Origin of the sequence: Trabulsiella odontotermitis, from assembly GCF_001188485.1 — a bacterium.
Taxonomy (GTDB): Bacteria; Pseudomonadota; Gammaproteobacteria; order Enterobacterales; family Enterobacteriaceae; genus Trabulsiella; species Trabulsiella odontotermitis_A.
The window spans coordinates 62,362-83,544 of the sequence record NZ_JNGH01000102.1 but is presented as its reverse complement, the minus strand read 5'-3'; the positions used below and the strand labels follow the sequence as shown (position 1 = coordinate 83,544).

General features: G+C 56.0%; 34 protein-coding genes. All 34 read right to left on the bottom strand.

The window, feature by feature from the left end; genetic code table 11:
* On the bottom strand, positions 1-891 hold an 891-nt coding region (locus GM30_RS16620; RefSeq protein WP_238582671.1), incomplete at its 3' end, for a phage tail tape measure protein.
* A gap of 189 nt (positions 892-1,080) precedes the next feature.
* On the bottom strand, positions 1,081-1,257 hold the full coding sequence (locus GM30_RS27395) for a hypothetical protein (RefSeq protein WP_238582670.1): 177 nt from the start codon (positions 1,255-1,257) through the stop codon (positions 1,081-1,083).
* Complete coding sequence (locus GM30_RS26805) at positions 1,247-1,402, bottom strand: hypothetical protein (protein WP_193391787.1); 156 nt, start codon at positions 1,400-1,402, stop codon at positions 1,247-1,249. Before GM30_RS26805 ends, GM30_RS27395 begins: the two co-directional genes overlap by 11 nt.
* Positions 1,402-1,797 carry a hypothetical protein gene (locus GM30_RS16610; protein WP_049849533.1) on the bottom strand — a complete coding sequence of 132 codons (396 nt, stop codon included), beginning with the start codon at positions 1,795-1,797 and terminating at the stop codon, positions 1,402-1,404. Before GM30_RS16610 ends, GM30_RS26805 begins: the two co-directional genes overlap by 1 nt.
* The gene (locus GM30_RS16605; protein ID WP_049849532.1) at positions 1,794-2,168 is read right to left on the bottom strand and encodes a hypothetical protein; all 375 of its coding nucleotides are present in this window, start codon (positions 2,166-2,168) and stop codon (positions 1,794-1,796) included. Before GM30_RS16605 ends, GM30_RS16610 begins: the two co-directional genes overlap by 4 nt.
* A gap of 10 nt (positions 2,169-2,178) precedes the next feature.
* Positions 2,179-3,600: a phage tail sheath subtilisin-like domain-containing protein gene (locus tag GM30_RS16600; protein ID WP_049849531.1), complete on the bottom strand. Its 1,422-nt coding sequence runs from the start codon at positions 3,598-3,600 to the stop codon at positions 2,179-2,181.
* Positions 3,593-3,823: a hypothetical protein gene (locus GM30_RS16595; RefSeq protein ID WP_049849530.1), complete on the bottom strand. Its 231-nt coding sequence runs from the start codon at positions 3,821-3,823 to the stop codon at positions 3,593-3,595. Before GM30_RS16595 ends, GM30_RS16600 begins: the two co-directional genes overlap by 8 nt.
* Positions 3,810-4,415, bottom strand: a complete 606-nt coding sequence (locus GM30_RS16590) for a phage protein Gp37 (protein ID WP_049849538.1) — start codon at positions 4,413-4,415, stop codon at positions 3,810-3,812. Before GM30_RS16590 ends, GM30_RS16595 begins: the two co-directional genes overlap by 14 nt.
* Before the next feature lie 40 nt (positions 4,416-4,455).
* Positions 4,456-4,878 carry a gp436 family protein gene (locus GM30_RS16585; RefSeq protein WP_080993457.1) on the bottom strand — a complete coding sequence of 141 codons (423 nt, stop codon included), beginning with the start codon at positions 4,876-4,878 and terminating at the stop codon, positions 4,456-4,458.
* Between the two features lie 317 nt (positions 4,879-5,195).
* On the bottom strand, positions 5,196-6,104 hold the full coding sequence (locus tag GM30_RS16580; RefSeq protein ID WP_049849529.1) for a Mu-like prophage major head subunit gpT family protein: 909 nt from the start codon (positions 6,102-6,104) through the stop codon (positions 5,196-5,198).
* Positions 6,105-6,115: 11 nt separating this feature from the next.
* A complete protein-coding gene (locus tag GM30_RS16575; protein WP_049849528.1) occupies positions 6,116-6,514 on the bottom strand; it encodes a hypothetical protein in 399 nt (132 codons plus the stop codon).
* A complete protein-coding gene (locus GM30_RS28260; protein ID WP_338011796.1) occupies positions 6,515-7,162 on the bottom strand; it encodes a phage protease in 648 nt (215 codons plus the stop codon).
* Complete coding sequence (locus GM30_RS28255) at positions 7,110-7,553, bottom strand: phage protease (protein WP_476691178.1); 444 nt, start codon at positions 7,551-7,553, stop codon at positions 7,110-7,112. The genes GM30_RS28260 and GM30_RS28255 overlap by 53 nt, the downstream gene beginning before the upstream one ends.
* Before the next feature lie 208 nt (positions 7,554-7,761).
* The gene (locus GM30_RS16565) at positions 7,762-8,313 is read right to left on the bottom strand and encodes a phage virion morphogenesis protein (RefSeq protein ID WP_049849527.1); all 552 of its coding nucleotides are present in this window, start codon (positions 8,311-8,313) and stop codon (positions 7,762-7,764) included.
* A 398-nt stretch (positions 8,314-8,711) separates the two neighbouring features.
* Positions 8,712-9,149, bottom strand: a complete 438-nt coding sequence (locus GM30_RS26795; RefSeq protein WP_476691175.1) for a phage head morphogenesis protein — start codon at positions 9,147-9,149, stop codon at positions 8,712-8,714.
* 92 nt (positions 9,150-9,241) lie between these two features.
* Positions 9,242-10,831, bottom strand: coding sequence for a DUF935 domain-containing protein (locus tag GM30_RS16555; protein ID WP_049849526.1), 1,590 nt, complete (start codon positions 10,829-10,831; stop codon positions 9,242-9,244).
* Positions 10,831-12,468 (bottom strand): phage terminase large subunit, encoded by a 1,638-nt coding sequence (terL, locus tag GM30_RS16550; protein ID WP_049849525.1) that lies wholly within the window; start codon positions 12,466-12,468, stop codon positions 10,831-10,833. The genes GM30_RS16555 and terL overlap by 1 nt, the downstream gene beginning before the upstream one ends.
* A gap of 44 nt (positions 12,469-12,512) precedes the next feature.
* Positions 12,513-13,016: a DUF1804 family protein gene (locus tag GM30_RS16545; protein WP_420802276.1), complete on the bottom strand. Its 504-nt coding sequence runs from the start codon at positions 13,014-13,016 to the stop codon at positions 12,513-12,515.
* A 310-nt stretch (positions 13,017-13,326) separates the two neighbouring features.
* Positions 13,327-13,845: a lysozyme gene (locus GM30_RS16535; RefSeq protein WP_072094152.1), complete on the bottom strand. Its 519-nt coding sequence runs from the start codon at positions 13,843-13,845 to the stop codon at positions 13,327-13,329.
* Positions 13,832-14,170, bottom strand: coding sequence for a phage holin family protein (locus GM30_RS16530; protein ID WP_049849522.1), 339 nt, complete (start codon positions 14,168-14,170; stop codon positions 13,832-13,834). Before GM30_RS16530 ends, GM30_RS16535 begins: the two co-directional genes overlap by 14 nt.
* Positions 14,171-14,356: 186 nt before the next feature.
* A complete protein-coding gene (locus GM30_RS16525; RefSeq protein ID WP_049849521.1) occupies positions 14,357-14,776 on the bottom strand; it encodes a hypothetical protein in 420 nt (139 codons plus the stop codon).
* Between the two features lie 12 nt (positions 14,777-14,788).
* Positions 14,789-15,250 (bottom strand): mor transcription activator family protein, encoded by a 462-nt coding sequence (locus GM30_RS16520; RefSeq protein WP_238582668.1) that lies wholly within the window; start codon positions 15,248-15,250, stop codon positions 14,789-14,791.
* On the bottom strand, positions 15,234-15,653 hold the full coding sequence (locus GM30_RS16515; RefSeq protein WP_049849520.1) for a gp16 family protein: 420 nt from the start codon (positions 15,651-15,653) through the stop codon (positions 15,234-15,236). The genes GM30_RS16520 and GM30_RS16515 overlap by 17 nt, the downstream gene beginning before the upstream one ends.
* A complete protein-coding gene (locus GM30_RS16510; RefSeq protein ID WP_049849519.1) occupies positions 15,637-16,398 on the bottom strand; it encodes a hypothetical protein in 762 nt (253 codons plus the stop codon). The genes GM30_RS16515 and GM30_RS16510 overlap by 17 nt, the downstream gene beginning before the upstream one ends.
* Positions 16,398-16,580 carry a hypothetical protein gene (locus GM30_RS26625; protein WP_049849518.1) on the bottom strand — a complete coding sequence of 61 codons (183 nt, stop codon included), beginning with the start codon at positions 16,578-16,580 and terminating at the stop codon, positions 16,398-16,400. The genes GM30_RS16510 and GM30_RS26625 overlap by 1 nt, the downstream gene beginning before the upstream one ends.
* A 1-nt stretch (position 16,581) precedes the next feature.
* The gene (locus GM30_RS26305) at positions 16,582-16,728 is read right to left on the bottom strand and encodes a hypothetical protein (protein WP_155483998.1); all 147 of its coding nucleotides are present in this window, start codon (positions 16,726-16,728) and stop codon (positions 16,582-16,584) included.
* A gap of 28 nt (positions 16,729-16,756) precedes the next feature.
* Complete coding sequence (locus GM30_RS26790) at positions 16,757-17,386, bottom strand: hypothetical protein (RefSeq protein WP_193391785.1); 630 nt, start codon at positions 17,384-17,386, stop codon at positions 16,757-16,759.
* Between the two features lie 10 nt (positions 17,387-17,396).
* Positions 17,397-17,723: a hypothetical protein gene (locus GM30_RS16495; protein WP_049849517.1), complete on the bottom strand. Its 327-nt coding sequence runs from the start codon at positions 17,721-17,723 to the stop codon at positions 17,397-17,399.
* A gap of 1 nt (position 17,724) precedes the next feature.
* Positions 17,725-18,213 carry an ead/Ea22-like family protein gene (locus GM30_RS16490; RefSeq protein ID WP_049849516.1) on the bottom strand — a complete coding sequence of 163 codons (489 nt, stop codon included), beginning with the start codon at positions 18,211-18,213 and terminating at the stop codon, positions 17,725-17,727.
* Positions 18,210-18,917 carry a hypothetical protein gene (locus GM30_RS16485; protein ID WP_049849515.1) on the bottom strand — a complete coding sequence of 236 codons (708 nt, stop codon included), beginning with the start codon at positions 18,915-18,917 and terminating at the stop codon, positions 18,210-18,212. Before GM30_RS16485 ends, GM30_RS16490 begins: the two co-directional genes overlap by 4 nt.
* On the bottom strand, positions 18,914-19,546 hold the full coding sequence (locus GM30_RS26785) for a hypothetical protein (protein ID WP_072094151.1): 633 nt from the start codon (positions 19,544-19,546) through the stop codon (positions 18,914-18,916). Before GM30_RS26785 ends, GM30_RS16485 begins: the two co-directional genes overlap by 4 nt.
* 111 nt (positions 19,547-19,657) lie before the next feature.
* Positions 19,658-20,107 carry a DUF4406 domain-containing protein gene (locus tag GM30_RS16475; RefSeq protein ID WP_080993456.1) on the bottom strand — a complete coding sequence of 150 codons (450 nt, stop codon included), beginning with the start codon at positions 20,105-20,107 and terminating at the stop codon, positions 19,658-19,660.
* The gene (locus tag GM30_RS16470; RefSeq protein WP_049849513.1) at positions 20,104-20,820 is read right to left on the bottom strand and encodes a DUF2786 domain-containing protein; all 717 of its coding nucleotides are present in this window, start codon (positions 20,818-20,820) and stop codon (positions 20,104-20,106) included. The genes GM30_RS16475 and GM30_RS16470 overlap by 4 nt, the downstream gene beginning before the upstream one ends.
* A complete protein-coding gene (locus GM30_RS16465; protein ID WP_049849512.1) occupies positions 20,813-20,992 on the bottom strand; it encodes a hypothetical protein in 180 nt (59 codons plus the stop codon). Before GM30_RS16465 ends, GM30_RS16470 begins: the two co-directional genes overlap by 8 nt.
* Positions 20,993-21,183: the final 191 nt, after the last annotated feature.

Here is a 21,183-nt window from a genome sequence, read left to right as displayed (position 1 = left end):
GGTTGTGGCCCCGGCCACGGCCGTGGTGAGGCCCGGAAATTCCTGTCCAAGCCTGGTGACTTCTTCAGCCGCTGACCCCGCCACATCGGCCAGCTTTTTGACGCTGTCCATCTGCGCGAAATCAGCGGTGTTTTTCGCCTGTTCAATCTTAAAATCATTGGTGCTGGCAATAAACTTGAAGTCTTCGTCACCGGCCCGCTGGCCTTCCGGTAGCGTCCGCTGGGCGTTGATTTGTCCTTCAACCTGTTTCCGGTATTCCGGGTTATTGCGATACGCCAGCAACGCCATCAGGGCCTGACGGTCAGCGATAATCTTTCCGACGCCAGAACCTTCAAGAATCGTGGCCATTGATTCCAGTACAGCACTACGTTCGCTGTTATCCTTCGCTCCGTCCAGACGCGTCTGCAGTTGCTGGTAGCGCTTGTCGCTGGAGACCACTCTGTCAACAACACGGGAGAATGCTTCAACCGGATCAATCCCACGCTCACGGGCATCAGCCAGCGTCCCCGGGAGGTCAATCCCATGACCGTTGATCTCGACTTTTTCGGCAGCTTTAGCCGCATCCTGGCTGTTTATTTTGGCCAGCAGGTTAACGACGTTATTCCCGGCTTCATCACTGTTTCCGGCCGTAATACCTGCGGCTTCATTCAGCGTCAGTAACTTCCCGAAATCGTCGATCCCTTTCATACCTGCTGCACCGGCTGCGGCCATTTGTGGAGCCAGGTATCTGGCCATATCCTTCAGCTCCACATTCCCGGCCTTACCGGCTGCTATCGCCATATTCAGTGCCGTTGGGATGTCTTCATCACTGAGCCCGAACGACTGCTTACCCTTAACTGCCAGTGTTGCAAGGTCCACTGGTGATGCGCCTGATGCGGTGGAGAGTTTCATCAGCTCCGGCAGCCACTTGTNNGTCGCTCTACCGGCTGTGCCAGAACGGCACCACCGGCAGCGAGTCCACCGGTAACGGCCAGCGCGTTTCCGCCTATGCGCCTGGCCTCACCCAGTCGGCTGAAACCGCGCATTTCCTGACGCAGCTCTTTGACGTGGGTCCTCATCGAGCGGAAGGCTCGCTCCTGTTCACGGGCTGATGCCACCCCGGAGCGGGCGAGGCGGTTGTAACTGGCGATAGTCTGGGAGATTTCCCGCTGGATGGCGCGCTGCGGCTTTGGTGGTGAGCTTCAGCCCTTTGACCAGTACCGCCGAGGCGTCATCATTTGCGGTCAGGGTCATGCCAACTTTGAAATTACCGGCCATTGCGGGAGCTCCCTTTTTTGCGTTTCTTTCTGAGGGATTTAAATTTCTGGTGGGTTACGCGGGTCTCTTTCTTACCCGGCTTGTTGCCATTCAGCTTGCTGAGCGCGGCAATATGGCCGTCCAGTTCAGGACGGCTCATCTGCATTATTCGCTCTTCACTGATCCCGCATCGTCCGAGGGCGAGGACGGTGATTCGGAGTCCGGCGAGCCGGGATTCCCGCCTCTCCGCTTTGCCTTCAGCCGTTCCCTGGCAGCAAACAGAACGTCATAATCGTCACGGGTCAGTTCGTTAAAAAGCAGCTCAGCGGTCAGTTCCTCCGGCGGGATTTTGCCGAGGGTTATCGTGCTGGCCATTACGGCGCTGCGATAAAACGCGTCCGATTCGTAACTCTCGTCGGCCTTTTCGAAACATTCTTCAGTGGCGTCCAGTGCCCGGTTGCTGTCGGCCATCACAGGGAGACGCAGTTCGAAATCAAAATGCATCTCCCCACCGAACGGAATGCCGTCCAGCAGACGGCCTTTTTCAGTCTTGATCGTCATGCATCAACCTTATTGAGCGCGTTCAGCTTAATGTCGATTTTTGCTTCGTTGTCGACCGTATACTGCTCACCGACCTCAGTCGTGAAACAGTCCAGATAGGAGGTTCGTTTAGCGCTGTTGTCCAGCGGATAAATGGAAATCTTCACACCCTCCATGCCTTCCCAGTCGGGCACATTGGCATCAGGCACCACGGCAGTCACGGACAGTTCGTACGTGGCGATACCCTGGGCAAACCCTCTGGCGCGGCCGGTGCGGTTCATCGTCTTGACGAGCTTTCGCCCGGTCACGATCTGAACGCTGAAGTCGGTGATCTCAATTTCCTGACTGTCAACTTCCATCACAATTGAGCCGACGTATTCTTCTAACGCCATGATTAGCTCCTTACAGAATCATATCGATTCGGCCTGCAAAAACATGCAGCCCGTTGACCACGTCAGCAGGGATGACCGCATCGCAGCGGTTCGCGTCAGTGCCACTTTTCTGCACCTTCAGCTTGTCCTTGTTGGCGACCACGTTTTCCAGGATCTCCGCATCATCGAGCTTCAGCAACACGTCATACAGCTCACTCTGCACTTTAGGCGGTGTGCGGATGCTGTTCTTATCGCGCGGGAAACGCAGACCGATACGGTCAGCGCACGCCTTGCGGGTGTAGTCCAGCGTACGGATAGAGGTGATATCCAGCAGCGCCGGGTCTTCCACTCCCTGCGGGTTGACGATATAGGCGCTCACGGCGCGTACGATCTGGACGGTGTTGCCCGGGCCAACTTCAATCGGGGTCAGTCCGTTGTGCAGCGCGCTTTCCTGCTCAGTACGGCTTTCGTACTGGCTCTCAGCAACGACGTCCATGCCGGTGAGCGGCAGTCCGTTCAGCGGGCGGGCCGGGTCTTCCTCACTCGCCAGTACCGCAGCGTAAGCGGCCGCCAGAATAGCCGGGAGTTTTACCGAACCGCGATACCACGGAATCGAAATGCGCCCGTCGTTGACGTTGTGGGCGAGCGTGATCCCGCTGCCCAGAGTGCTGGTCCAGCCTGAACAACCAATCGCCCCGCGTTTTTCAATTGCGTTTCCGGTCGCGGTCAGGTGTTCGCTGAACGCTGCCAGTGCGGTATCCGTGCTGAACGGGTTAACCAGAATGTTATGACCGGCAGTAAATACCGCGTCCAGCGCAGGCTGGATATCAGGATTTTTTTCACCCCCGGCCATCGGCGTAACGGTCAGTGTCAGGCCGGTGGCCGTGGTACTGGCTGACAGGGTGATATCATTCCCCCATTCGCCCCATGAGCGACAGGTCAGGGTTAACGCACCACCTTCAACATCATAGGCCCCCGTCACCAGCAACTCAGGCTTCTGGCCCATCGCGGTTACCAGCGCCGGAATGATATCTGCAGGCAGGGCACCGTTATCCACATTTACCGCAACTTCAGTGCCTGCAATCAGTACCGTCAGCGTGCCGGATTTCGTGGCTGCACCGGTAATTTTCAGTGTCCCCTTTGCCGGTACTCCTGCCTCGCCGTTCTCCAGGCCGATGACGCTGAGCTGCAGGTACGCGTTGGCTTTGATAGCCGCTGCCGCCATCGCTGCCGCCAGCGAGCCCGTACCGAACAGTTGCGACGCCTCATCATCTGAGAACACGGCAGTGGCAACCAGCGGTGCGACGGTGGCCGTGTCCAGCATCGGCCCGATGATCAGCATTCTTTGCGGGTTCCCGGGCAGCGTATTGACCGCTGTCCTGGTGTTGAATTCGAGATACTGCCCCGGCTTGCGGATGCTGTTCGGGATTGAGTCAAACTGGATCTCACTCATTGGGTTCCGCCTTAATCTCTTTCTTAACCTGAGCCGGAGCGGGGGCAGCTTTCGCCGTTACCTGCTCATCCACTGTCACCAGAACAAGGTCACCGGCTGCGACAGCGCGGCGGTAGTAAGCCGTGCTCTCAACCTCAACCACATCACCGGTGATATATTTCCTGGCACGCCGCTCCATCGGGAATATCACCCCTGCAGCGGCCCTGACTTTAATCGTTGCCATTTTCTTCTTTCCTCACTTCGACCAGGTCTTCCTGGTCATCGTCCTGACTGGTGCCAGGCTGGTGATAGCGAATCCCCACGCGCAGCAGGTCCGGGTCCGGGTCGGACAGCTCGCCATCGTAGGCATTGAACGCCGCGTCCGGTGCCTCCGGGTCTGCTGAACGTTCCGGCCATTTGCCGTTTTCCAGCGCCCGCTCGATCCACGCGGTGTCAAACTCGCAGGAGAATACCGACAGGGCGCGTTCTTCAACAGCCGTGTTGAACAGGGTTCGGACACGACCTGGTTCGAAATAATCAATTTTCAGCCCCAGATCCTGACCGGTAATCAGTCGGCGAACCGACTCGACCAGCAGGTTCGTTCCGACCTCATCCTGATTTACGCCGCCGTGGCGGGCGCTCTGTTCGTCGCGGGTATTGTAGTCACCGACCACCACCACAAACCGGCCGGTGACTTTCCGTTTTTGCCTGGACGTGGAATAACGTTCGGTTTTTACAATGCCGCCGAATGTCACCCATGCACCCGGGAGACGGTGGATAATCTTCCCCGGGTCATCGTCCAGTTCCCCCGCGTAGGTGGTCACGTCCCAGACCATCCTGCCGAGGCCCCGGCGCAGACGTTCAACCAGCGCCTTCTCAATATCCGTTATCAAAACGCGCCTCCGTCCGTCGACTCCCGTCCGAACTGGCGAACGCCGGAGTAAATCCGCATCTNCCGGCGGTGTCACGCCCAAGCCCGATCCTGCCGCTGGCCACGTCGCGCAGAAATTTGATCGCGTCTTCATAGCGGAACCGGATTTCATCAGACACCTGGCGGTAATCGGTCGCCAGCTGATAGCGGGCGATATCGCAACAGTACCCCGTCAGGATCCCCGGTGAGTCCGGCCACGGCGTTTTATAACGCGCCACCAGATAGCCATCGATAACGTTACTGGCACGGGTCAGCGCGAAGGCCAGCTTGTCAGTGTCAACCTGGCCGGTGCGCTTTTCGTCTGTCAGCGAGACGGTCTCCCGCTCGCTGAACGTCCTGATAAACTGATCCGGTGTGGCGTAGGACATGGGTTATTTCCCCTTTTTACTGGCGGCTTCCAGTTGCGCAGTCAGGTCTGTGACCTTCTGCTGTTCCGCTTCCAGTTGCGCTGTCAGCTCGCTGTTTTTCTGACGTTCCGTTGCCAGTAAACCATTCGCTTCCTGAAGCCCCTGTTTACCCAGCTCCAGCGTGCCGAGCGCACTGGCGTTTTTCTCACGCTCGGCGTCCAGCTCACTGGTCAGGGATGTGATACCAGCGGGTAAGTCTGAGTCTGCTCGCTGTGCGCAATCCCTGCGCGGCGGAATCCCTCCCGCTTGGCGGTAATTTCAATCACCTTTTCCATGCCTTATACCTCCGTTCCGGTGGAGCCGTAGGCCAGTTGCCAGAGACCGTAGCCACCGGCGGCGCGGGCTTCTGCACCGTATTTATATTTTTTGCGGTTGAACACGTCGTCCGCGTTCATGTCGGTCTGCTCAACCAGGTGCGGCGCTTTACGCTCCTGATAGAAGAACGGTGTGATCGCCTTCCTGGTATCCAGCAGGAACCAGGCGGTATCGCTCGTGAGACGCGGGTCGACAACCACTTCGGCAGTGCCTTTGTAGATATTGACCTTGCCGTCTTCCAGGCGGTCAGTGGTCATCAGTGCATTGGCCACATCCTGCAGCGCCACCGGGACCAGCAGAATGTTCGGGGTAACGTTCAGGGCGCGGCCTTCGTCGTCCTTCACTTTCCCGAGCTGGATACGCGCCGCCCCATAGGACGCCTGCGCGGCGGCCAGTGTGTCGATAGACAGCGCTTTGGTTCCCTTATTGGAGAACACACCGTTCCCCATCGGGTGGTCGGTATCAAAAAAATACTGGCCGTCGTAACAGAGCGACGTGAACGAATTGTTCACCAGGCTGGAAACAATCTCGTCCGGCAACTGCGCGGCGGACTCACCGGCGGATTTCGCCTGGACGGCGTAAATCCCGGTCTGGTCGTCTTCGAGGTCGTTACGATCAACTTCAATCGTGGCTTCCCAGTCGTCGTTTTCCACCGAGTATTTGAACGCCGCCAGCGATTTAACAACTTTGTCGCCTACCCATTTGCGCATCTGGGGGAAGTTCATCATCCAGCTGTAATCGTTCGATTTACCGGTGGACGGGATTTTCATCGCGATCTTTTGCCACTGGGTCGGTGCGGCTTTTAACGCCCCGTTAAACGTGGTTTTCAGATTGACGAAAAAGGTTGCGATATTCGCCTTGTTAACAATCATTTAAAAACTCCTTAAGAGATGAAAACCCAGACGCCGTCTGGTGAAACTTCCATTACCGTTCCGGCGGTACGGTTCACCGTGTCATCAGCGCAGACGGTCACGCTGTCCTCAACCTGGCACGGCTTACCGACCAGTACCTGAGTGACTGGTTTCGCGGAGCTGTTACCGAGGAAAAACGCTTCGCCGCGACGGATCATTACGATTGCCGCACCATCCGCGCCGTTCGTGTTGTCCACGAACTCATCGGACACACCAATAACGGCGAGGTTATCTGTCGCCGTTCCAGGGTCTGCAGGAACGGCGAACCCGGTCTCGTTGATGGCGACCTGATGGCCACCGTAAATAATTGCCCCTGCAGCTACCTGCAGAGAGATGAACAGGCAGCTTTTACGCCAGGTATTGCGATCCATTTAATCCTCCAGCTGGCGGGCAACTTCCGCCGGGTCGTTACCGAACGCGGAACAGATGGCCAGTTGCTCCGCCGTGAGGCTGGCGACGTTAATCTGGTCTTCCGGGTTCGGTGGGGTGAATGTGGTGGTCTGGGTCTGGCTGAGCGCCGCGATTTTCGGGGCCTTATCCAGCCAGCTCTTCAGTCCGGCCATGTCCTTGCGGCCGTAGTCCTTCGCCCATGCTTCCTGTGCCGGCAGCAGGCGACCATCCGACAGGGCGACCGTGACCAGCCCGTCAACTTCCTGTGTGGCGGACGACTGCGACAGCGACGCATAGCGGGTCTGCAGCTCGTTGAACGCCTCAAGCGCGATATGTTTTGACGGGTCGTAGGCATTTGCAGACAGGCTGGCGACCTGCTCGTCGTGCTGAGCCAGCAGAGTCAGCAGCCCGACAGATGCGGCGGCGGTGCCCTGGCCTTTTGAAATGGCGTCGATAACTTTCTGCAACTCCACCCTGATCTCCTCCGGGGTGGCAGTGACAGGCAGGTTCAGCATCCAGCGAATACTGGTCAGCAGCTCGGCTAAAAATTCTTCGTCCACAGTAGTGGCCTCCGTTTCAGTTGAAAGACTGGCCAGACGGCTGGCAGCGGCCAGCATGACCGCGTCCATTCCGTCCAGTGCAGGTGTGTTGGTGAGTGCGGCGTGCAACAGGTGCGTGACCTCGCCANATCATGGCGGCAGCGTTGTCGGTCCATTCAACACCCACAGCCCACAGCCCGGAGCCGTCGCGCCATTCAACCTGGCTGAACCAGCCAGCAGCGGGGGCGGGCTGTCCATTTCTGGACGCGTTAAGGGTCTGGTGTTCGTAATCAATCACCAGAGGAGTGGTCCGTGCCGCCACCTGAGCGACGATGACGGCCGCAAGTTCAGCCGTCATTACCCAGTTGTCGACGTCGGTCGGGCGACCGTCCACTGCACGAAATTCTCCGGCCGGGAACAGCTGGATTTCGTTGTGAGTCGCTTTTGTGATTGCTATGGCAAGTGCAGCGATACGTTTCATGCGGTCATGATGACGCGGACGAATACCGGGGAGCGGCTGAGAGGGTTCAGCGCATAAGGTTAGCGGACGGGGAAACAGGAACAGAAAGCGGAACCGCTGTTAAACCCCTTTTAAAAATGATTCTCCGGGGTTTTCACAGTGAGAATGAGCATTTTGCACTGACAGTAACAAAACGGCGCAGAGCGAATTACAGCGCGTTTGACGCCACTTAGTCAATAACGCGTTCGAAATACCGTTTCGCGGTGTTCTCCAGTTCCTCAATATCGTCACCGGTGAGCTGCAGGAAGGGGCGGGCTGGCATCTTCACGGTGTGTGCGCCGATAGTGGCGCTCTGCACGAAATTACTGTTGCGCTTTTTGACGAACTGGCGGCTGACGCTGCCGTTTTTGTACTGTTTGTAATGCAGGTCAGTGGTCCTGGCAGCGTGTCTGATTTCGCCCCCCTCGTTATGGATACGCGCATACCGGACGTTGGTCCCGACCGTCGCCTCGTTGTTTGAAATGGCGGCGCGGATACTGGCCGCCAGTCGACCGGTCTTCTGCAGGATCTGACCGGAACCCCGTTTTTTAGCGTAAGCCGGGCTCCACCCCAGCCATTTTGGGCGCCCCTGTTGCTGGAAGTTTTCTTCGACCGCGTCCAGCATCGTTCCGGCCAGCGCCGTCATCAGGTCATGTCGGTCCTTCGTGGCACGAATCAGTTTCAGCATACCGGCATCAAAGGCGCTGATATCAACCTTCAGTCGCAGTGAGTCTTTAGCCATTACTCCTCCGGGGTGTCCTGAATATGCCAGTCGGTCAGCTCGTCACCCTCAACTGTGGCCACCGACCAGCGGCCATCCTGCTGCAGCGAATAACGCCAGGCGCTGCCGCGCTGCGTTATCTCTCCGGCGTTCTCAATAGTCTGCTGTATCAGTACGTAATCAGAAATCGCGGGCNCCCGCCCCCGTCGGGGAGCCGGTGACGTACTGGCGGGCTGACTGATACGCGTACTTGTCCAGCTCTGGCTGGAACGCCACACGGCCCGGGTTAAATCCGAATCCCGGTGCAGTTGTGTAGACGGAGCCGTCAGGCATTTTAAGCCCCGTCGCTTTGATGGTTTTCCCGGGCTGTCCATACTCCTGCTCAACCTCGACCAGTCGCCCCTCGCTGCTCTGGATGGTCAGACCGNNCAGCGGCAGTGATAGCCGTCGGGTGTATACAGAAACTCCCAGACAGGATCATCGGCACGGGCAGTGAAGCCGTTCAGGGCCGCATGTCGCGGGCGGGTTCTGATATCCATCACCGCCACACGCTCGAAGTAGGGCCGGTCCGCCACGTTGGCCATCTGCTGCCGGTAGCGTCCGGCGTTGTAGCTGGACTGCAGGTTAGTTTCAAAAATGGTCTGTAACCGCCGTGGGGTCAGCTGTTTCCCCTGGAGTTCCCCGGTCTCAGGATCTGCAACCAGACCCCGACCAATCCACCCCTTAGCCTCCAGTACTGGCTGCAGCCCTTTAACGAACTCCCGGTAAGTACCACCACCGGCCTGCACCTCACTCAGTGCGTTGTTGANCCCCCGCCACGGAGAACGCGCGGGCGTGGGCGATATCCCGGACGTCATGCCAGTTAAAACCGATAACGAAGCCCTTCGATTTGAAATACTCAATGGCTTCTTCCGGGGCCAGCGAGTAGGCGAACCCCAGATCAACGTCGTCAGCTGTCGGCATTTAAATGACCCCAGACCTCTGTTACAAAAATCGCCTGCTCCAGCAGCTGGCGCAGGGTGTCATCAGGCAACTGAGGCCAGGCTTCCGCCAGAATATTCATCGCCTCGTCAGCGCTCTGCCCCTGTTCCAGCGACTGAACCAGGGGGGCCAGCAGTGCCTCCATCCCCTGATTAATCACATCAGCGGGCAGTTGTGCCCTGTCGATAGCGGTCTGGGCCGGGTCATCGTCTTCCGTGGTCTGGTTGAGCGCAACCAGCCGTAACCCGCCATCGATACGGCTCAGGCTGGCCGGGGTAGTGCTGGCCAGCGGTACCCGGGTCAGCACCGGTTCGCCGTTTTTTGCCGTCGGGATCCCCATCCGTTTACGCACCCAGGAGTGCGGGATATCCGGCAGCCCGACCCTGTTCACCAGAATATCCAGCGACTCCGCCCAGTCTTTGACTTCCGTTTCTTCCTGCGTGTCGAATACCAGGCGCGGCAGGCGACGCGGTTTAACGTCACCGTAGCCGTTCAGTGCCGCCAGCTGGCTAATCAGGTTGCGGAACATGCCCTCCATCTGGCGGGCGTCCGCCGTCATAATGTCGTGACGAACTTCGTTGTGGACGTTCCCCAGCGCATTGGTCGAGGTCTTCCCGTCGGCCTGGCTGGTGAGCGTACTGCCGAGAATAGCCTTTGACTGTGTGCGTTCGGCCCAGTTAATCATCGCCATAAACGCGTCGGGCCCGCCTTCTGCAGCCGCTTCGAATCTAATCTCGTTACCCTGGGGTATTGCCGCGACCGCTTCATGCCCCAGCGTGACCAGCGCCTGCAGGATGGCATCGCGATCGGCATCACTGGTTCCCGCCGCGTAATAGGCAATCCGCGCCGGAAGCCCGTAGATTTCCAGGAATTCCGCGAGATCTCGCAGGGCAAAGTTTTTAAACAGATACGGCCAGACCAGCACGCGGAACAGCCCGGACGACCCGATAAAGCCCGACCGGGCATTAGTGCGGTGAACCAGCCAGCCGAACGGCCACAGTTCCGAACCACTGATCCCGTTCTGATAACTGCCGTCATCGAGGCGGATTTCGTCCCCCTTATCCGGCTGCGTTCTGAACCAGTGGTGAGGGCGAAGGTTGATTTCTCCGGGGAGCCAGATTTTGTCCGTCAGTTCCCAGGCGATTTCCTGACAACTGAACCCGTAACCAACCGCGCTCATCCCGTTCAGGATGACATCCTCCAGATTCTGGAGCCCGCGCAGCCAGTCATCGACGGCGGCGGTCAGGTTCTTCTCTTCAGTCGTGGGGTTGCGGGGCGGCTCGATGGACCAGTCCAGTTTGAGCAGGACGTTTTTGCGCTTCTCCATTTCCGCGAACAGGTGGCCGTCGCGCTCTTCCATATCGGCAAACAGCATCGCCTGTGCCTGAATGTCTCCCTGTTCGGCTGCGGCCATGATTCGCGGCAGCTTGCGAATGTTCAGACCACGTGACGGGTGATCAGGGTAAACACGCAGGCGCTCAGCCAGCTGGACTGTCTGCCCGGTTTTGAGGGCGTCACGCTCCAGCGGTCGCCCGTGAATATCTACAATCCGGCCCATTACCAGCCTCCAGAACCAAAACGACTGTGTGAATCACGACCCCGGCCGGGGGTGTGAATCTGAAATTTTGTACTACGGGAAACAGCCAGAACCCACAACATCTGCAGCCCGTCCGGGCCGTCGTCGTGGTCGGCTTTTGGGTAATGCCTTAGCTGATCGATAAGCGTCTGCTGCGACGGGTGCAGTCTGATTAACCCGTTAAACATGTGGGGCTGCAGTGATTCAATGCGCAGCGCTTTATCATCCAGCGGGATAACCGGGATAGCCGGGACCGGCACCCCGAGTTTTGCGGATTGCTCCACTAATACGGTGCGCAAAAACTCCTGAAACTGGACGGACTCGAACGCCCAGGCAATACAGCCATATTCGCGCTGGTATCTGATGACATCTGAAATGATAACGTTTGGCAGACGGCGGCGAATGTCAGCCTCAACCACATCAAGGATCCCCGTATAGCGGTTAAAACCGCCCACCATAATGGCGGAGGGATCCCGCTTCTTGTTTTTCTTGCCCAGGCTCGGGTCAACCGCGCCATAAAAAACCCACTCATTGAGCCGGTTTACCCAGAAATTAATACAGTTTACGAACAGGGCATCATCGCCGCTGACCGGGTCATTCTGGTATTCGCTGTCGAAGGTGCCATGACCGTCACGAACGCGGATTTTCATCAGCATCAGCAACGGTCGCGCTGCCCAGGACACGACCGCACCGGCCAGCATCAGCGATTCATTCTGTGCATAGAACAACGCAGCCGTATCCAGGTCTTTATTACGGATGAATTCTTCCCACTGGTCCCATAACTGCATGTTGTCCGGCCAGCGGATAATCGCCCTGAAGCGCGCGGCCTTCCACATCGGATTATCCAGCGTGCGGGAGAGAACGGAATCGTAGTGGAGGATAGTCCCGATATAGACGATATCGGTTTTTCCTCCGGCCTCGCCGAGCGGCATCACCGTTTTGGTGAGCCAGTTGTGGAGCTTGTCACGCTGTTCCGGGTTAGCGACCATCTCGTCGTTTTCAATATCGTCCAGAATAACGAGATCAGGACGATACGGGCCGTGACGCAGACCACGCAACTTCTTACCGCTACCGGCGACCGACACCTTGATATTGTTGACCGTGACGATAGTCCCCATACGCCATACCCGACCCTGACCGCATACGTCCGGGAAATCGCTTTTTAAACGGGCGTTAAATTCCAGTTCAGCCTTAATCGCTTCCAGCATCGGATACGCCTGATCGATACTGTCCATTATGATGACCGGGTAATGTTTCAGACCCAGGACAATGCACCACAGATTAAACAGCTGGCTGACTATCGTTGATTTGGCCTCACCACGGGGAGCAGCGATAGCGTCGCTCTCACCCTCCGGGCTGGCCACAATCTCCGGCAGTCGCCTGAACAAATATTTATGCAGCTCGCTGATGGCCGGGTTGCGGACATAATGCGGGAAATAGGTGCGGACAAAAAACTCAAAGCCCGCAACAGGGTCAGCCACTGCGGCCTGTCGCGCCCTTGCCGCTTCGGCATCGATGTCAAATCCCAGGCACTCCGTCTCGATGGTCATGCGCAGGTTGGCGATGTACTCCTGCAGGCTCTGCTGAAACTCCCGTTGTGTCTTTTTACGTCTGGCCACAATTACCCCTGAATGAACAAGGCCCGGGAGAACCCGGGCCGCCGTTAACTAAAATCTGATTCCAGTTCCCTGGCAAACCCTTCCAGCACGTCCAGAAACGCCGCGTTGAGTTTCGGGTGCTTCTTGCTGATATACGCACCCAGCAACTGAACCACCTCCAGCGCCGTTGCCAGCCGGTCCGTTTCCGGGAGGATTTTTTTACTGCTCGATACCGCCTTGCTGAGACTGTCCGCCAGGCTTGCCAGCAGCTCCACCGACTGTTTTGCCGGAACATCAGGATCCTTGTTGAGCTGCTCAATCGTTGCCTGACATTTCACAACCAGGCTAATCAGCACCGTTCTGGCCACGTTCTCCAGCCCGTCACCCGCCAGCGTGTGGGCGGCCCGCAATTTATCCCAGTCGTCACCGTTTTTGGCCGCCTGCATTTTCCAGCGTCGCGCGGTATCGTGCGGGACGCCACAGCGCAGGGCGACCATCTCCAGCGGGAGCTGGTCAAAAATGTAGCCGGTGCGGACCTTATCCTTAACTTCCTGTGGCCACGCCATCATTCATCCTTTTCAGTCAGTAACCGGCACTCAGGCGGTGGAGGGAGCGTCTTCCCGAACTCTTCACTGACCCTGAGTTGCTCAATCTGCCGGATCAACGCCTTGTCACAATTGCTCTGTCGTACTGTATCCAGTAGTCCGAGGTTCCAGAGCAGTGACTCACCCCAGCTGAGCCGCCCCGGGTTATTGCCCGGCGGCNNTCCCTGCTGACTGTATGCCAGCCCCTGCTGGCCTGTAGTGTTCTCGGCGTTGTGTTGTTTGCGGCTGGCAGCCAGCTCATCGCTGAGCTTCTTGTTTTTATCCGTGAGCGTCTTCACCGCCGCACGGGTGGTGAGGTAGCTGTCAACGGCGAAATATCCCGCCACAATGACGGCGACAACGACGACCAGCCTTCGTTTTTACGGCGGGTAACCAGACCCGGCATAACCCGACCACCGGATCTGTTCCACTTCGGGAACTCGTCGGCGGCACCCTGATAGTCTCCGGCGTTGAGCTTTTTAAGCAGCGTGCTGTCGCCAAGACCTTCTGCGATATCGTCAGAATCAATATCGCTCCCACAGTTGAACGCAAAATCTACCAACGCATCGAACTGGTTCTGAGTGAGGGGAACGGTGACGAGGTTTGTCACGTCACGCTCAAACCGGGCAACATCCTGACGTAGCGCCTTATCGGCCTGCACATCAGTCCAGACCAGCCCCTTATAAACGTCCGGCCCGGTGTGACCGTAGCCAATGGTCCACGGCGCGCCACCCGTCCCCGGGTCAGGGTATGCTTCCAGCTCAAGCCCTTCTGATTTTTTAATCAGATTCAGGCCGTTATTACTGATTTTCATTTTTGTTCCCCTGCTGCGATTTCACGTTATTGAGGCGGTTATTGACAACGTTGTTTGCGATGTCGCGCAACTTGTCAGCCCCGAGGAAGCCTACAACGCACCCGAAAAATACCTCCCAGCCGCGTTCAAGGCCAAAATGGCCCATGATGCCCGCTACGCTGATGCCGATAATCCCGCACACGCAGGCGCTGGTAATGGTGTACTTTTTCGGTTTCCCGTCTTTAATGTTCATGAGTGCTGATACCCCCGCTCCGGCAAGCCCGGCGCTTATGGCTGGCATATTCTCAGCGATCCATTTCAGTGAGTTCTCCCACAACTGACTCATAGGTTGTCCCTGGTTACGGTGGCCACTGCCACGTTAATGAGTAGTGGGTATTCTGGAATGTCGGGGAGTGGGTGAGCGGCTGAGAGGGTTCAGCGCATCAGGTATTACAGGGGAAGTGATGGAATATTACGGGAGAATTTAACAAAAAAGTCCAGTGAAAAACGCCCTCAGGCGAGGGCATTTTGATTACAAGTGCAGAATGGCAGTGTCTTTATCGGATTCATCGTCCCCGTTTATCTGGCTGGTACACCACCGTTCACTGTCACGATACATATCAACGTAGGTTATTGGGGTTTTACTGATACCCGCTGCCACTTCAATAAAATCATATAAATTCTTAACCATTGTACCACACCGCCCGTATGGTTTATCAAAAGCCAGACCGAGCGGTTTAGCCTCTTCTGTCAGTTTGTCAACGCGTAAATTTAAAGCAAGTCTCGCTTTAAGTGAATTATCTGAGAACTGCATTTTAGCTGCATCGCTGGCGATGTTTTTCGCTGCTGTTGAAACATGAATCGCCAGGGATTTAAGGCTGGTGTCTTTGTCCGTAGCAGCCGTGGCACCAGTGGCGAAGATAAAAAACAGGACAGCCGTTATAAATTTCACGTGGTAACTCCTTTAGTTAAATAAATCCTTCTGGCCCGGATTGATGGTCGAGGCTTTATCACTTACCAGTTTCCAGCCCTGACGATCACTGATTCCGAAACGTGGACATAATATCGCCATCGCCTGCCGTATTGATAGTCCGTCGTCCTGCCGTTCGGAGATGGCCGCCACGAACCTGGCATTACGCAACTGCCGCAGGGCACTGTCGCAACGGGGGATATAAAACTGCTCTTCACCAAGGTACGCGATCAATTTTTTTATCTCCTCCTCACTCAGTACCTCCCGTAGCATCGCATGGACGCCGCCGGTTCGTTCCCGTGCCGCACCACTTTTACCCGCAAGTGTCACTCCACCGAAACGATTAATCAGCTTACTGGTCGCCGGATACCCCAGTACGTGGATCAGCATTTTGGCTGACTCCGGGAGTAGCGCTTCTATCTGCGCCAGCTCCTCATGATTAACGTTGATTTTCACGTTTCCCCCTGCGTTTCGCGTCAATGGCCAGCGCCTGCATCAGCTTTGTGAGCTCTTCAGTCGTCAGCCAGTCCACGCGTTCCCGGCTGAACATACGTTTAGCCATGCCCTCCGCGTACGCCCACGGACGACCGGCATCGGTCAGCAGTGCCTCAATCTTACTCAGCACCCCCTTGCGCGTTTTCGCAACAGACGGGCGACGGCCATGCTTTGGAGACAGGCGGGGAAATCCCGCCTGGTGCATGTACTCTTTGATGGTCTGCAGTTCTTCCAGGCTGCAGCGGGTGGAGGTTGTCTTGCCGGTGAGACGGTGGAGCGTCTGACGATAGAGAACGTCATCCCACCCCAGAAACGCCTGACCAGCCTTAATAGCCCCGATCAGTTTTTTAGCGTTCGGCGTCATAGCACCCCCAGTTACGACACAAATTCATTACAGACCGTACAAGACACGTTGCGTTATCGGCGGTCGGGTCTTCGATGAGATTACGGATTTCATTCTCCAGTCTGTCGGCGACCGTTTCGGCCTCTGTCCACATGACTGCGTCTGTAGTGTTAACTCCTGAGCCCCGGCAAACCTTCAGTATGCGGTCATACAGTTCCCTGTCAGCGTCCTCAATGTATTTTGGGTTGGTGTCTTCCATTGAATTAAACCACTGGCGCAGACGATTGAAGTCACCCGGCACTAACGCCACTGGTTGCGGAAACATGTCTTTAACCAGTTCAATGCTGGCGTCATGTGCTGCGCGCTCTTCTGGCGTCATAGCCCCAATCATCGCGGTGTAATCTGCACGGCGCTGTAACGAATCCAGCATGGTTCTGGTACGAACACCCTTGCCGAGCAGCCCAGGCTTAAGCAGCACCGGACACGGCAACGTTTCCGGGAACTCAATCGCTGACGGTGGATACGTGAACAACGGCCCCGGTGCTACATCGTGACGACGCCAGCGGATATCGCATTTCCGCTCTTCATTTGGGGACGACCAGGCAACAACATCAGCCACCGGCTCAGCCTCCAGTGATGCCAGCGCGACCTTAAACGCTTCATACGTTTTTCCCTGGTCGTCATCCAGAAAGGAGAGCATCGGGTCACGAAGATCTTCCAGGCCAGAAATGATTTCTTTCAGCCATTCTTTGGTTAACTTTGACATTACTTTGCCCTCCTGCGACGTTTAGCGGCTCGGCGTTCTTCGGCTTTCCCGGTGTGGCGATTTGATGCAATCGGGTAACTCTGCGACCGCGTGGCCGACATCGCTCTGTCCCATGTAACCGACGACACGTTTAACGAGGCGAGCGCCATCGCCATCGCGATGGGGATTGCTGATTTCCGCATATCACATCCCCTTTGGCGTACATACGCCGCGCAAATAAACTGACCCGTCATTCACTTTTTTTACCTCCTGAAACGCCTGTTTGCAGGCGATTTCAGTAGTAAATTCAACAGATGTAATGACCATGCCTTCACCAGTGATATTGCTCATATGCATCCACAAAATGAGAATCCACATATCAATTTCCCTCTTCCCGACCGGCGAAGGCGCGATCACCTCGCTCAATCTCAGCCAGGATTAATGCACCAGCTTTTACCAGGTTGCGGCGTCTGGTATTAGGTTTCCACCATGACGCATCCCACGGCCATCCCCACGGTTTACCACCATTGCGGTTTACCGTTCCTGTTTCGTTGATGTAGCAAACAGCAGCCATCGCCATTTCTCCTCGTCCGTGTTCGTCGTCATGCTCCGGCGTCCAGCCTTCGGAGAGAATCTGGCGCTGCCGTTCTGCAAGAACGTCAACTGCCGCCTGTGACGATAACGCCCCCTCCAGCCAAACATTTCGTTTGCTGACGGCGTAGAGTTTGCGCTTCAGCTCCTCGTTTTCCGCAGTTAAATCCACGGGCGCTGGCGGGGCGGTGTATAGCGGCACTACTCTCATCCCTTTCTCAATCCAACTATCTGCTACAGATTTGTAAATCGTAATCACTCGACTATTAACGATTAAGCTACTGTCAGTGCTCCACGCCACTGGCTCAGCCTCCAGCGATGCCAGCGCGATACGTGCCAGCTCGACAACATCATCGTGTGTGTAGCATTTCTCTCCGTTAGAAATGCCAGTAACACGTTCTATGGTAATAGTGGTCATTGGTTGGTCCTCAACTGATAGTGGGTAGTTTGCCGTACCACCACCCATCGGCATGCTGTTCGACGTAGATACGGAATGTGCCGCAGGCCAGAACCACCGCTTTAGACGCACTCATCACACCCTGAATTAAACACTGCGCGCCGCGTTCGTTTTCGCCTGCTGAGCGCAGTCTGACCAGACTCTCCTCGCGGTCTATTTCAATCAGCACGCGCTTGCCACGTAGTCCGGTGCGCGCGCTGACGTAGATAGTGGAACCGCCAGCGCGGTTGTCAGCGCAACGAATAAACGGTCTATGGAAGCCAACGTTTTTTACGTTGTTCATGGATTCGAAAGCCATATCACGACTCCTTAATGCCGATGCCAGTGGCGCGGCAGGCATCCCATATCATCTGCGCTGCTACGTCGCCAACTATAATTCCGTCACAAATGTCTATAATCTGATTTCTCAATTCTTCCGGGCATTCTTCCGGCACTGCTGCCGCCAGCTTGCGCTTTAATTCCTCGTTTTCTACAACTAAAGAACATGCCGCTTCATGGTCAACTGCTGCCGTATGCTCTGCGGCTTCCAGCTCATCCAGCAGCGCAATAACCTCATCGTCACTGGTGTCAACGAGAGTGATTTTTGATTGCTCGTAATGCTCGTCTCCTAGAGACCTGCCATTTGCGTAATGGTGACCCCCTTCGTCATAGAACACGCCATAACAAACGTACGTGGCGCGCTTATATGACGCTGTACTGATTGACATTTTTCCGCCACAGATTTTGCACAGTGGCGCTGCTTTTAGTGAGTAGCGCTCACGCAGCGCCTGTTTGTCGATATTGCTCATTGCGCGGCTCCTTTCACTGCGAGGAAGGTGGACATTGCCTTATCTACCAGCTTCGTGTTGTGGTATTTAGCAATCGCCCAGGTGATCGCGAACAGGATCCAGCGGAAGTGGCTGGTGTAGGTTTTGAACGTCAGCCCGTCGCAGATATCCCACGCACTCCAATTCTCTGGCCATTCAGCCTCATAGACCGCCTGATATGCTTCCCACTCATTGCTGAATTGAGAAAGGCATAATTCACGGACTGCCTCACGAACCTTCGCTTTATCGCTATCTGGTGTGTCGTCGTCATCGTCCCAGTTTTCGTCTTCCTGCTGGTCATCTTCAGAATCTTCGAGGTACTCACTCATTGATTCCTTCAGGCTCCGGCAAAACGCCTCATGGTCATATTCTTTCGCGAGAAGTTCGCACGCCGAACAACCTGCGCCAGCTTCCAGCTTTTCGGACCAGTACCCCGTGTTAATCCCGTCTTGCCATGGGCCGAAAAAGTCGAACATGTCCGCGATGCGGGAGAATGTCCAGGTTCCCATGTCGCCGGTTACCGTCAGATATCCCGGCCAGGTGATCACGTCGAAGCCATAACAGGATGTTCCCGGCTGTTTCAGGCGCAGGTGACGGTACAGGTCATCGTCACGGATTATTTCAAGGCGGTGAAAAGCTGTATCAACCAGAAAACGGCTGGATGTATCAAATTGACGGCGTTTCATTTTCCTGCCCCTTTGTCGGTTAACTGACCACCGCACTGGCTACAGAAACGATCGAGCGCTGAGTGGATTTGCGCACCGCAGTGCGGGCAGGTAGGAAGTTCGGTTGCCTCAAGACGAAGTTGGGCAGCGAAATCGGAAGCATGCTCTCCGAGTAATTTCCAGTTGTCGCGGATATCAGCCGCGAGCGCCTGATCGGCTTTTGAATTACATTTCTGGACGAACATCTCCACACCCTGCGCCCGCACTTCAGCCAGGACAGCGTCGGTGGCTGGGGTTTTGATACTCAACGCGGCTTCAAATGTATCTGACAGACCTTCCCAGCCCATATATCTGTCCTGGAGGGTAACAATCGCATACTTCAGTTCTGCATTCTCCGCAGCCAGTTGCGCGGCCTGAATTACGTCACGGCCTGCCGGTTCAAGGTGGCAGATCGAGACACCACCAATACGACCTGAAATCTTCACCACCGGGCGACCACACAAATCCCACGCCTCAGACTCCGTCACCACCGGGACTGAATCAGGGATTCCCAGAACCGGGTAATAATTAAAACGCGCCCCGATGGTGTGCAACTGGTTAAAGCGGGCCGCTGATACGTTACGCAGACAGTTGTTAGTGCTCTTGTTCATTTGGCCAGTCTCCACTTGGTTTTATGACGTTCGATAGCCTGTTTCATTTCCCGTTTCACCGCGCTGGTGTGGATGGAACGGNCCCTGCCGTTGTCGCGATACTCACAGCCCTTAACGATGAGCATCCCGGACCCCTCCTGATTGTTGCGGGGAGACCAGCACGGCCCTCAGCTTCTTGCTGCGCTCAATGGCCGCCCGGAACGCGCCAATTGACTGAAACATCAGGACGGGAACGCAGCGAATCATGATGCGATCAAACTCGCGCACCGCTCCGTTACTGTTTTCCCATCCGTCCAGCATGTAGAGCCCGTCAACGTAATTAACCCAGTCCAGCGTGGTGATCATGTACTGGGCGTGTGTCCAGCCGTCAGGCAGAGAAGCCGGGTTGTAAACGATGAAGCCATCGGCCTGCAGCTGTTCCGCCACGGCGTTGAACATCGGCCGGTTAAAATCAGGGATACCGGTCATCGGACCGGAGATCATCACCTGGCAGCCCTGGCCAATTTTTGGTAACTCCTGACAGCATGTGTGGCTGTCGCGGGGAATACGGAGAGACTTCATACGCGCCCCCCGATGAGTTTCGTTTCACTGGCAGTACCGTCGACACCGTGGCTCAGTTGAGCCTGACGACCGGAGCGATAGCCTTCAGCTCTGGCAAAGTCACTTCCAGCGACCTGTCTGGCCTCCCGGCTGGTAGCTGTTTTCATCCCTGTGAGCTGGCGCTCACGGTACACCTCCATGAGCGTGGTCTCTGACTCAGTGGGGACCAGCTCCGCGACGATATGCCAGACGCCGCTGGCCCAGCCTTCACAGAACTGATCGGCCTTTGCAGTACGGTTAGCAGGTTTGGTATTGCGGTGTAGTTCGCTGATGAACGCCTTACGGGCAGTGGTCATCTGACGGGCCAGCACATCAAACGCGTAGGCGGCAATCTGAGGGCGGCTGTCAGGACCGTAGAACGTCACGACGCGGCGGGGATTTCTGTAAAAAAACTTGGTCTCACGCCACGTGAAATACGCCTGGACACCGAACGCGCGCTTGATGATCTCGACCAGATAAATGAGATACTTCGGCGGTGTCTGTGCGTGGTTCGGTGCGCCTTTGGTGCTGGCTTCGCTGATGCCGGTGAATTCTGCCTCCACCTCGGAGACGTTATGTTCACGCATCATATTCTGCGCCTGACGCAGAGCAGCTGCAGCCTCGTTGGTATTGGTCGACTTACGGGCCAGATTCAGCAGCTTTTTAATTTTGGCGAGATATTTTTCCCTATTCATCGATAACCTCCATTTCATCAATAGAAACAAATTCATTAAATGTCGCATCGCAAAAGTGACATTTAATAATGATGTCTATTTGCTGCGGGTCATGAGCTGCCGCGTCGGCTGTTAGTTCGAGCGTGGCGCTGCGTTCACAGCGAGGACAGCAAGAATCAAGCAAAATATTCATATTCAGATTCCTGAAATTTGGCGTAAGCCAGCCCTGGCGGGTTTACGCCAATATTTTTAATTGCGATTTAATTACTGATAAAATCAGCTATATTTCAGTGTTTCCACTTTAACGAAATATGGCTCCCGGTTTATTTCCACCACACAGCCGCATTTGAAATCTCTGGCCTGTGAGACAGTTTTCACTATCCT

Coding starts and splice junctions, on each gene's coding strand:
- GM30_RS16545 (WP_420802276.1), bottom strand. CDS start 13,016: ATGATGGCGTGGCCACAGGAAGTTAAGGATAAGGTCCGCACCGGCTAC.
- GM30_RS16470 (WP_049849513.1), bottom strand. CDS start 20,820: ATGAATAGGGAAAAATATCTCGCCAAAATTAAAAAGCTGCTGAATCTG.
- GM30_RS26625 (WP_049849518.1), bottom strand. CDS start 16,580: ATGCGGAAATCAGCAATCCCCATCGCGATGGCGATGGCGCTCGCCTCG.
- GM30_RS16495 (WP_049849517.1), bottom strand. CDS start 17,723: ATGGCTTTCGAATCCATGAACAACGTAAAAAACGTTGGCTTCCATAGA.
- GM30_RS16590 (WP_049849538.1), bottom strand. CDS start 4,415: ATGGTCTGGGACGTGACCACCTACGCGGGGGAACTGGACGATGACCCG.
- GM30_RS16510 (WP_049849519.1), bottom strand. CDS start 16,398: ATGTCAAAGTTAACCAAAGAATGGCTGAAAGAAATCATTTCTGGCCTG.
- GM30_RS26805 (WP_193391787.1), bottom strand. CDS start 1,402: ATGCAGATGAGCCGTCCTGAACTGGACGGCCATATTGCCGCGCTCAGC.
- GM30_RS16595 (WP_049849530.1), bottom strand. CDS start 3,823: ATGGCAACGATTAAAGTCAGGGCCGCTGCAGGGGTGATATTCCCGATG.
- GM30_RS16465 (WP_049849512.1), bottom strand. CDS start 20,992: ATGAATATTTTGCTTGATTCTTGCTGTCCTCGCTGTGAACGCAGCGCC.
- GM30_RS16575 (WP_049849528.1), bottom strand. CDS start 6,514: ATGGATCGCAATACCTGGCGTAAAAGCTGCCTGTTCATCTCTCTGCAG.
- GM30_RS16555 (WP_049849526.1), bottom strand. CDS start 10,831: ATGGGCCGGATTGTAGATATTCACGGGCGACCGCTGGAGCGTGACGCC.
- GM30_RS16600 (WP_049849531.1), bottom strand. CDS start 3,600: ATGAGTGAGATCCAGTTTGACTCAATCCCGAACAGCATCCGCAAGCCG.
- GM30_RS16610 (WP_049849533.1), bottom strand. CDS start 1,797: ATGACGATCAAGACTGAAAAAGGCCGTCTGCTGGACGGCATTCCGTTC.
- GM30_RS16490 (WP_049849516.1), bottom strand. CDS start 18,213: ATGAGCAATATCGACAAACAGGCGCTGCGTGAGCGCTACTCACTAAAA.
- GM30_RS16530 (WP_049849522.1), bottom strand. CDS start 14,170: ATGAGTCAGTTGTGGGAGAACTCACTGAAATGGATCGCTGAGAATATG.
- GM30_RS16565 (WP_049849527.1), bottom strand. CDS start 8,313: ATGGCTAAAGACTCACTGCGACTGAAGGTTGATATCAGCGCCTTTGAT.
- GM30_RS26305 (WP_155483998.1), bottom strand. CDS start 16,728: ATGAGCAATATCACTGGTGAAGGCATGGTCATTACATCTGTTGAATTT.
- GM30_RS16605 (WP_049849532.1), bottom strand. CDS start 2,168: ATGGCGTTAGAAGAATACGTCGGCTCAATTGTGATGGAAGTTGACAGT.
- GM30_RS28260 (WP_338011796.1), bottom strand. CDS start 7,162: ATGGACGCGGTCATGCTGGCCGCTGCCAGCCGTCTGGCCAGTCTTTCA.
- GM30_RS16485 (WP_049849515.1), bottom strand. CDS start 18,917: ATGAAACGCCGTCAATTTGATACATCCAGCCGTTTTCTGGTTGATACA.
- GM30_RS27395 (WP_238582670.1), bottom strand. CDS start 1,257: ATGGCCGGTAATTTCAAAGTTGGCATGACCCTGACCGCAAATGATGAC.
- GM30_RS16475 (WP_080993456.1), bottom strand. CDS start 20,107: ATGAAGTCTCTCCGTATTCCCCGCGACAGCCACACATGCTGTCAGGAG.
- GM30_RS26790 (WP_193391785.1), bottom strand. CDS start 17,386: ATGACCACTATTACCATAGAACGTGTTACTGGCATTTCTAACGGAGAG.
- GM30_RS16535 (WP_072094152.1), bottom strand. CDS start 13,845: ATGAAAATCAGTAATAACGGCCTGAATCTGATTAAAAAATCAGAAGGG.
- GM30_RS16580 (WP_049849529.1), bottom strand. CDS start 6,104: ATGATTGTTAACAAGGCGAATATCGCAACCTTTTTCGTCAATCTGAAA.
- GM30_RS16515 (WP_049849520.1), bottom strand. CDS start 15,653: ATGACGCCGAACGCTAAAAAACTGATCGGGGCTATTAAGGCTGGTCAG.
- GM30_RS26785 (WP_072094151.1), bottom strand. CDS start 19,546: ATGAACAAGAGCACTAACAACTGTCTGCGTAACGTATCAGCGGCCCGC.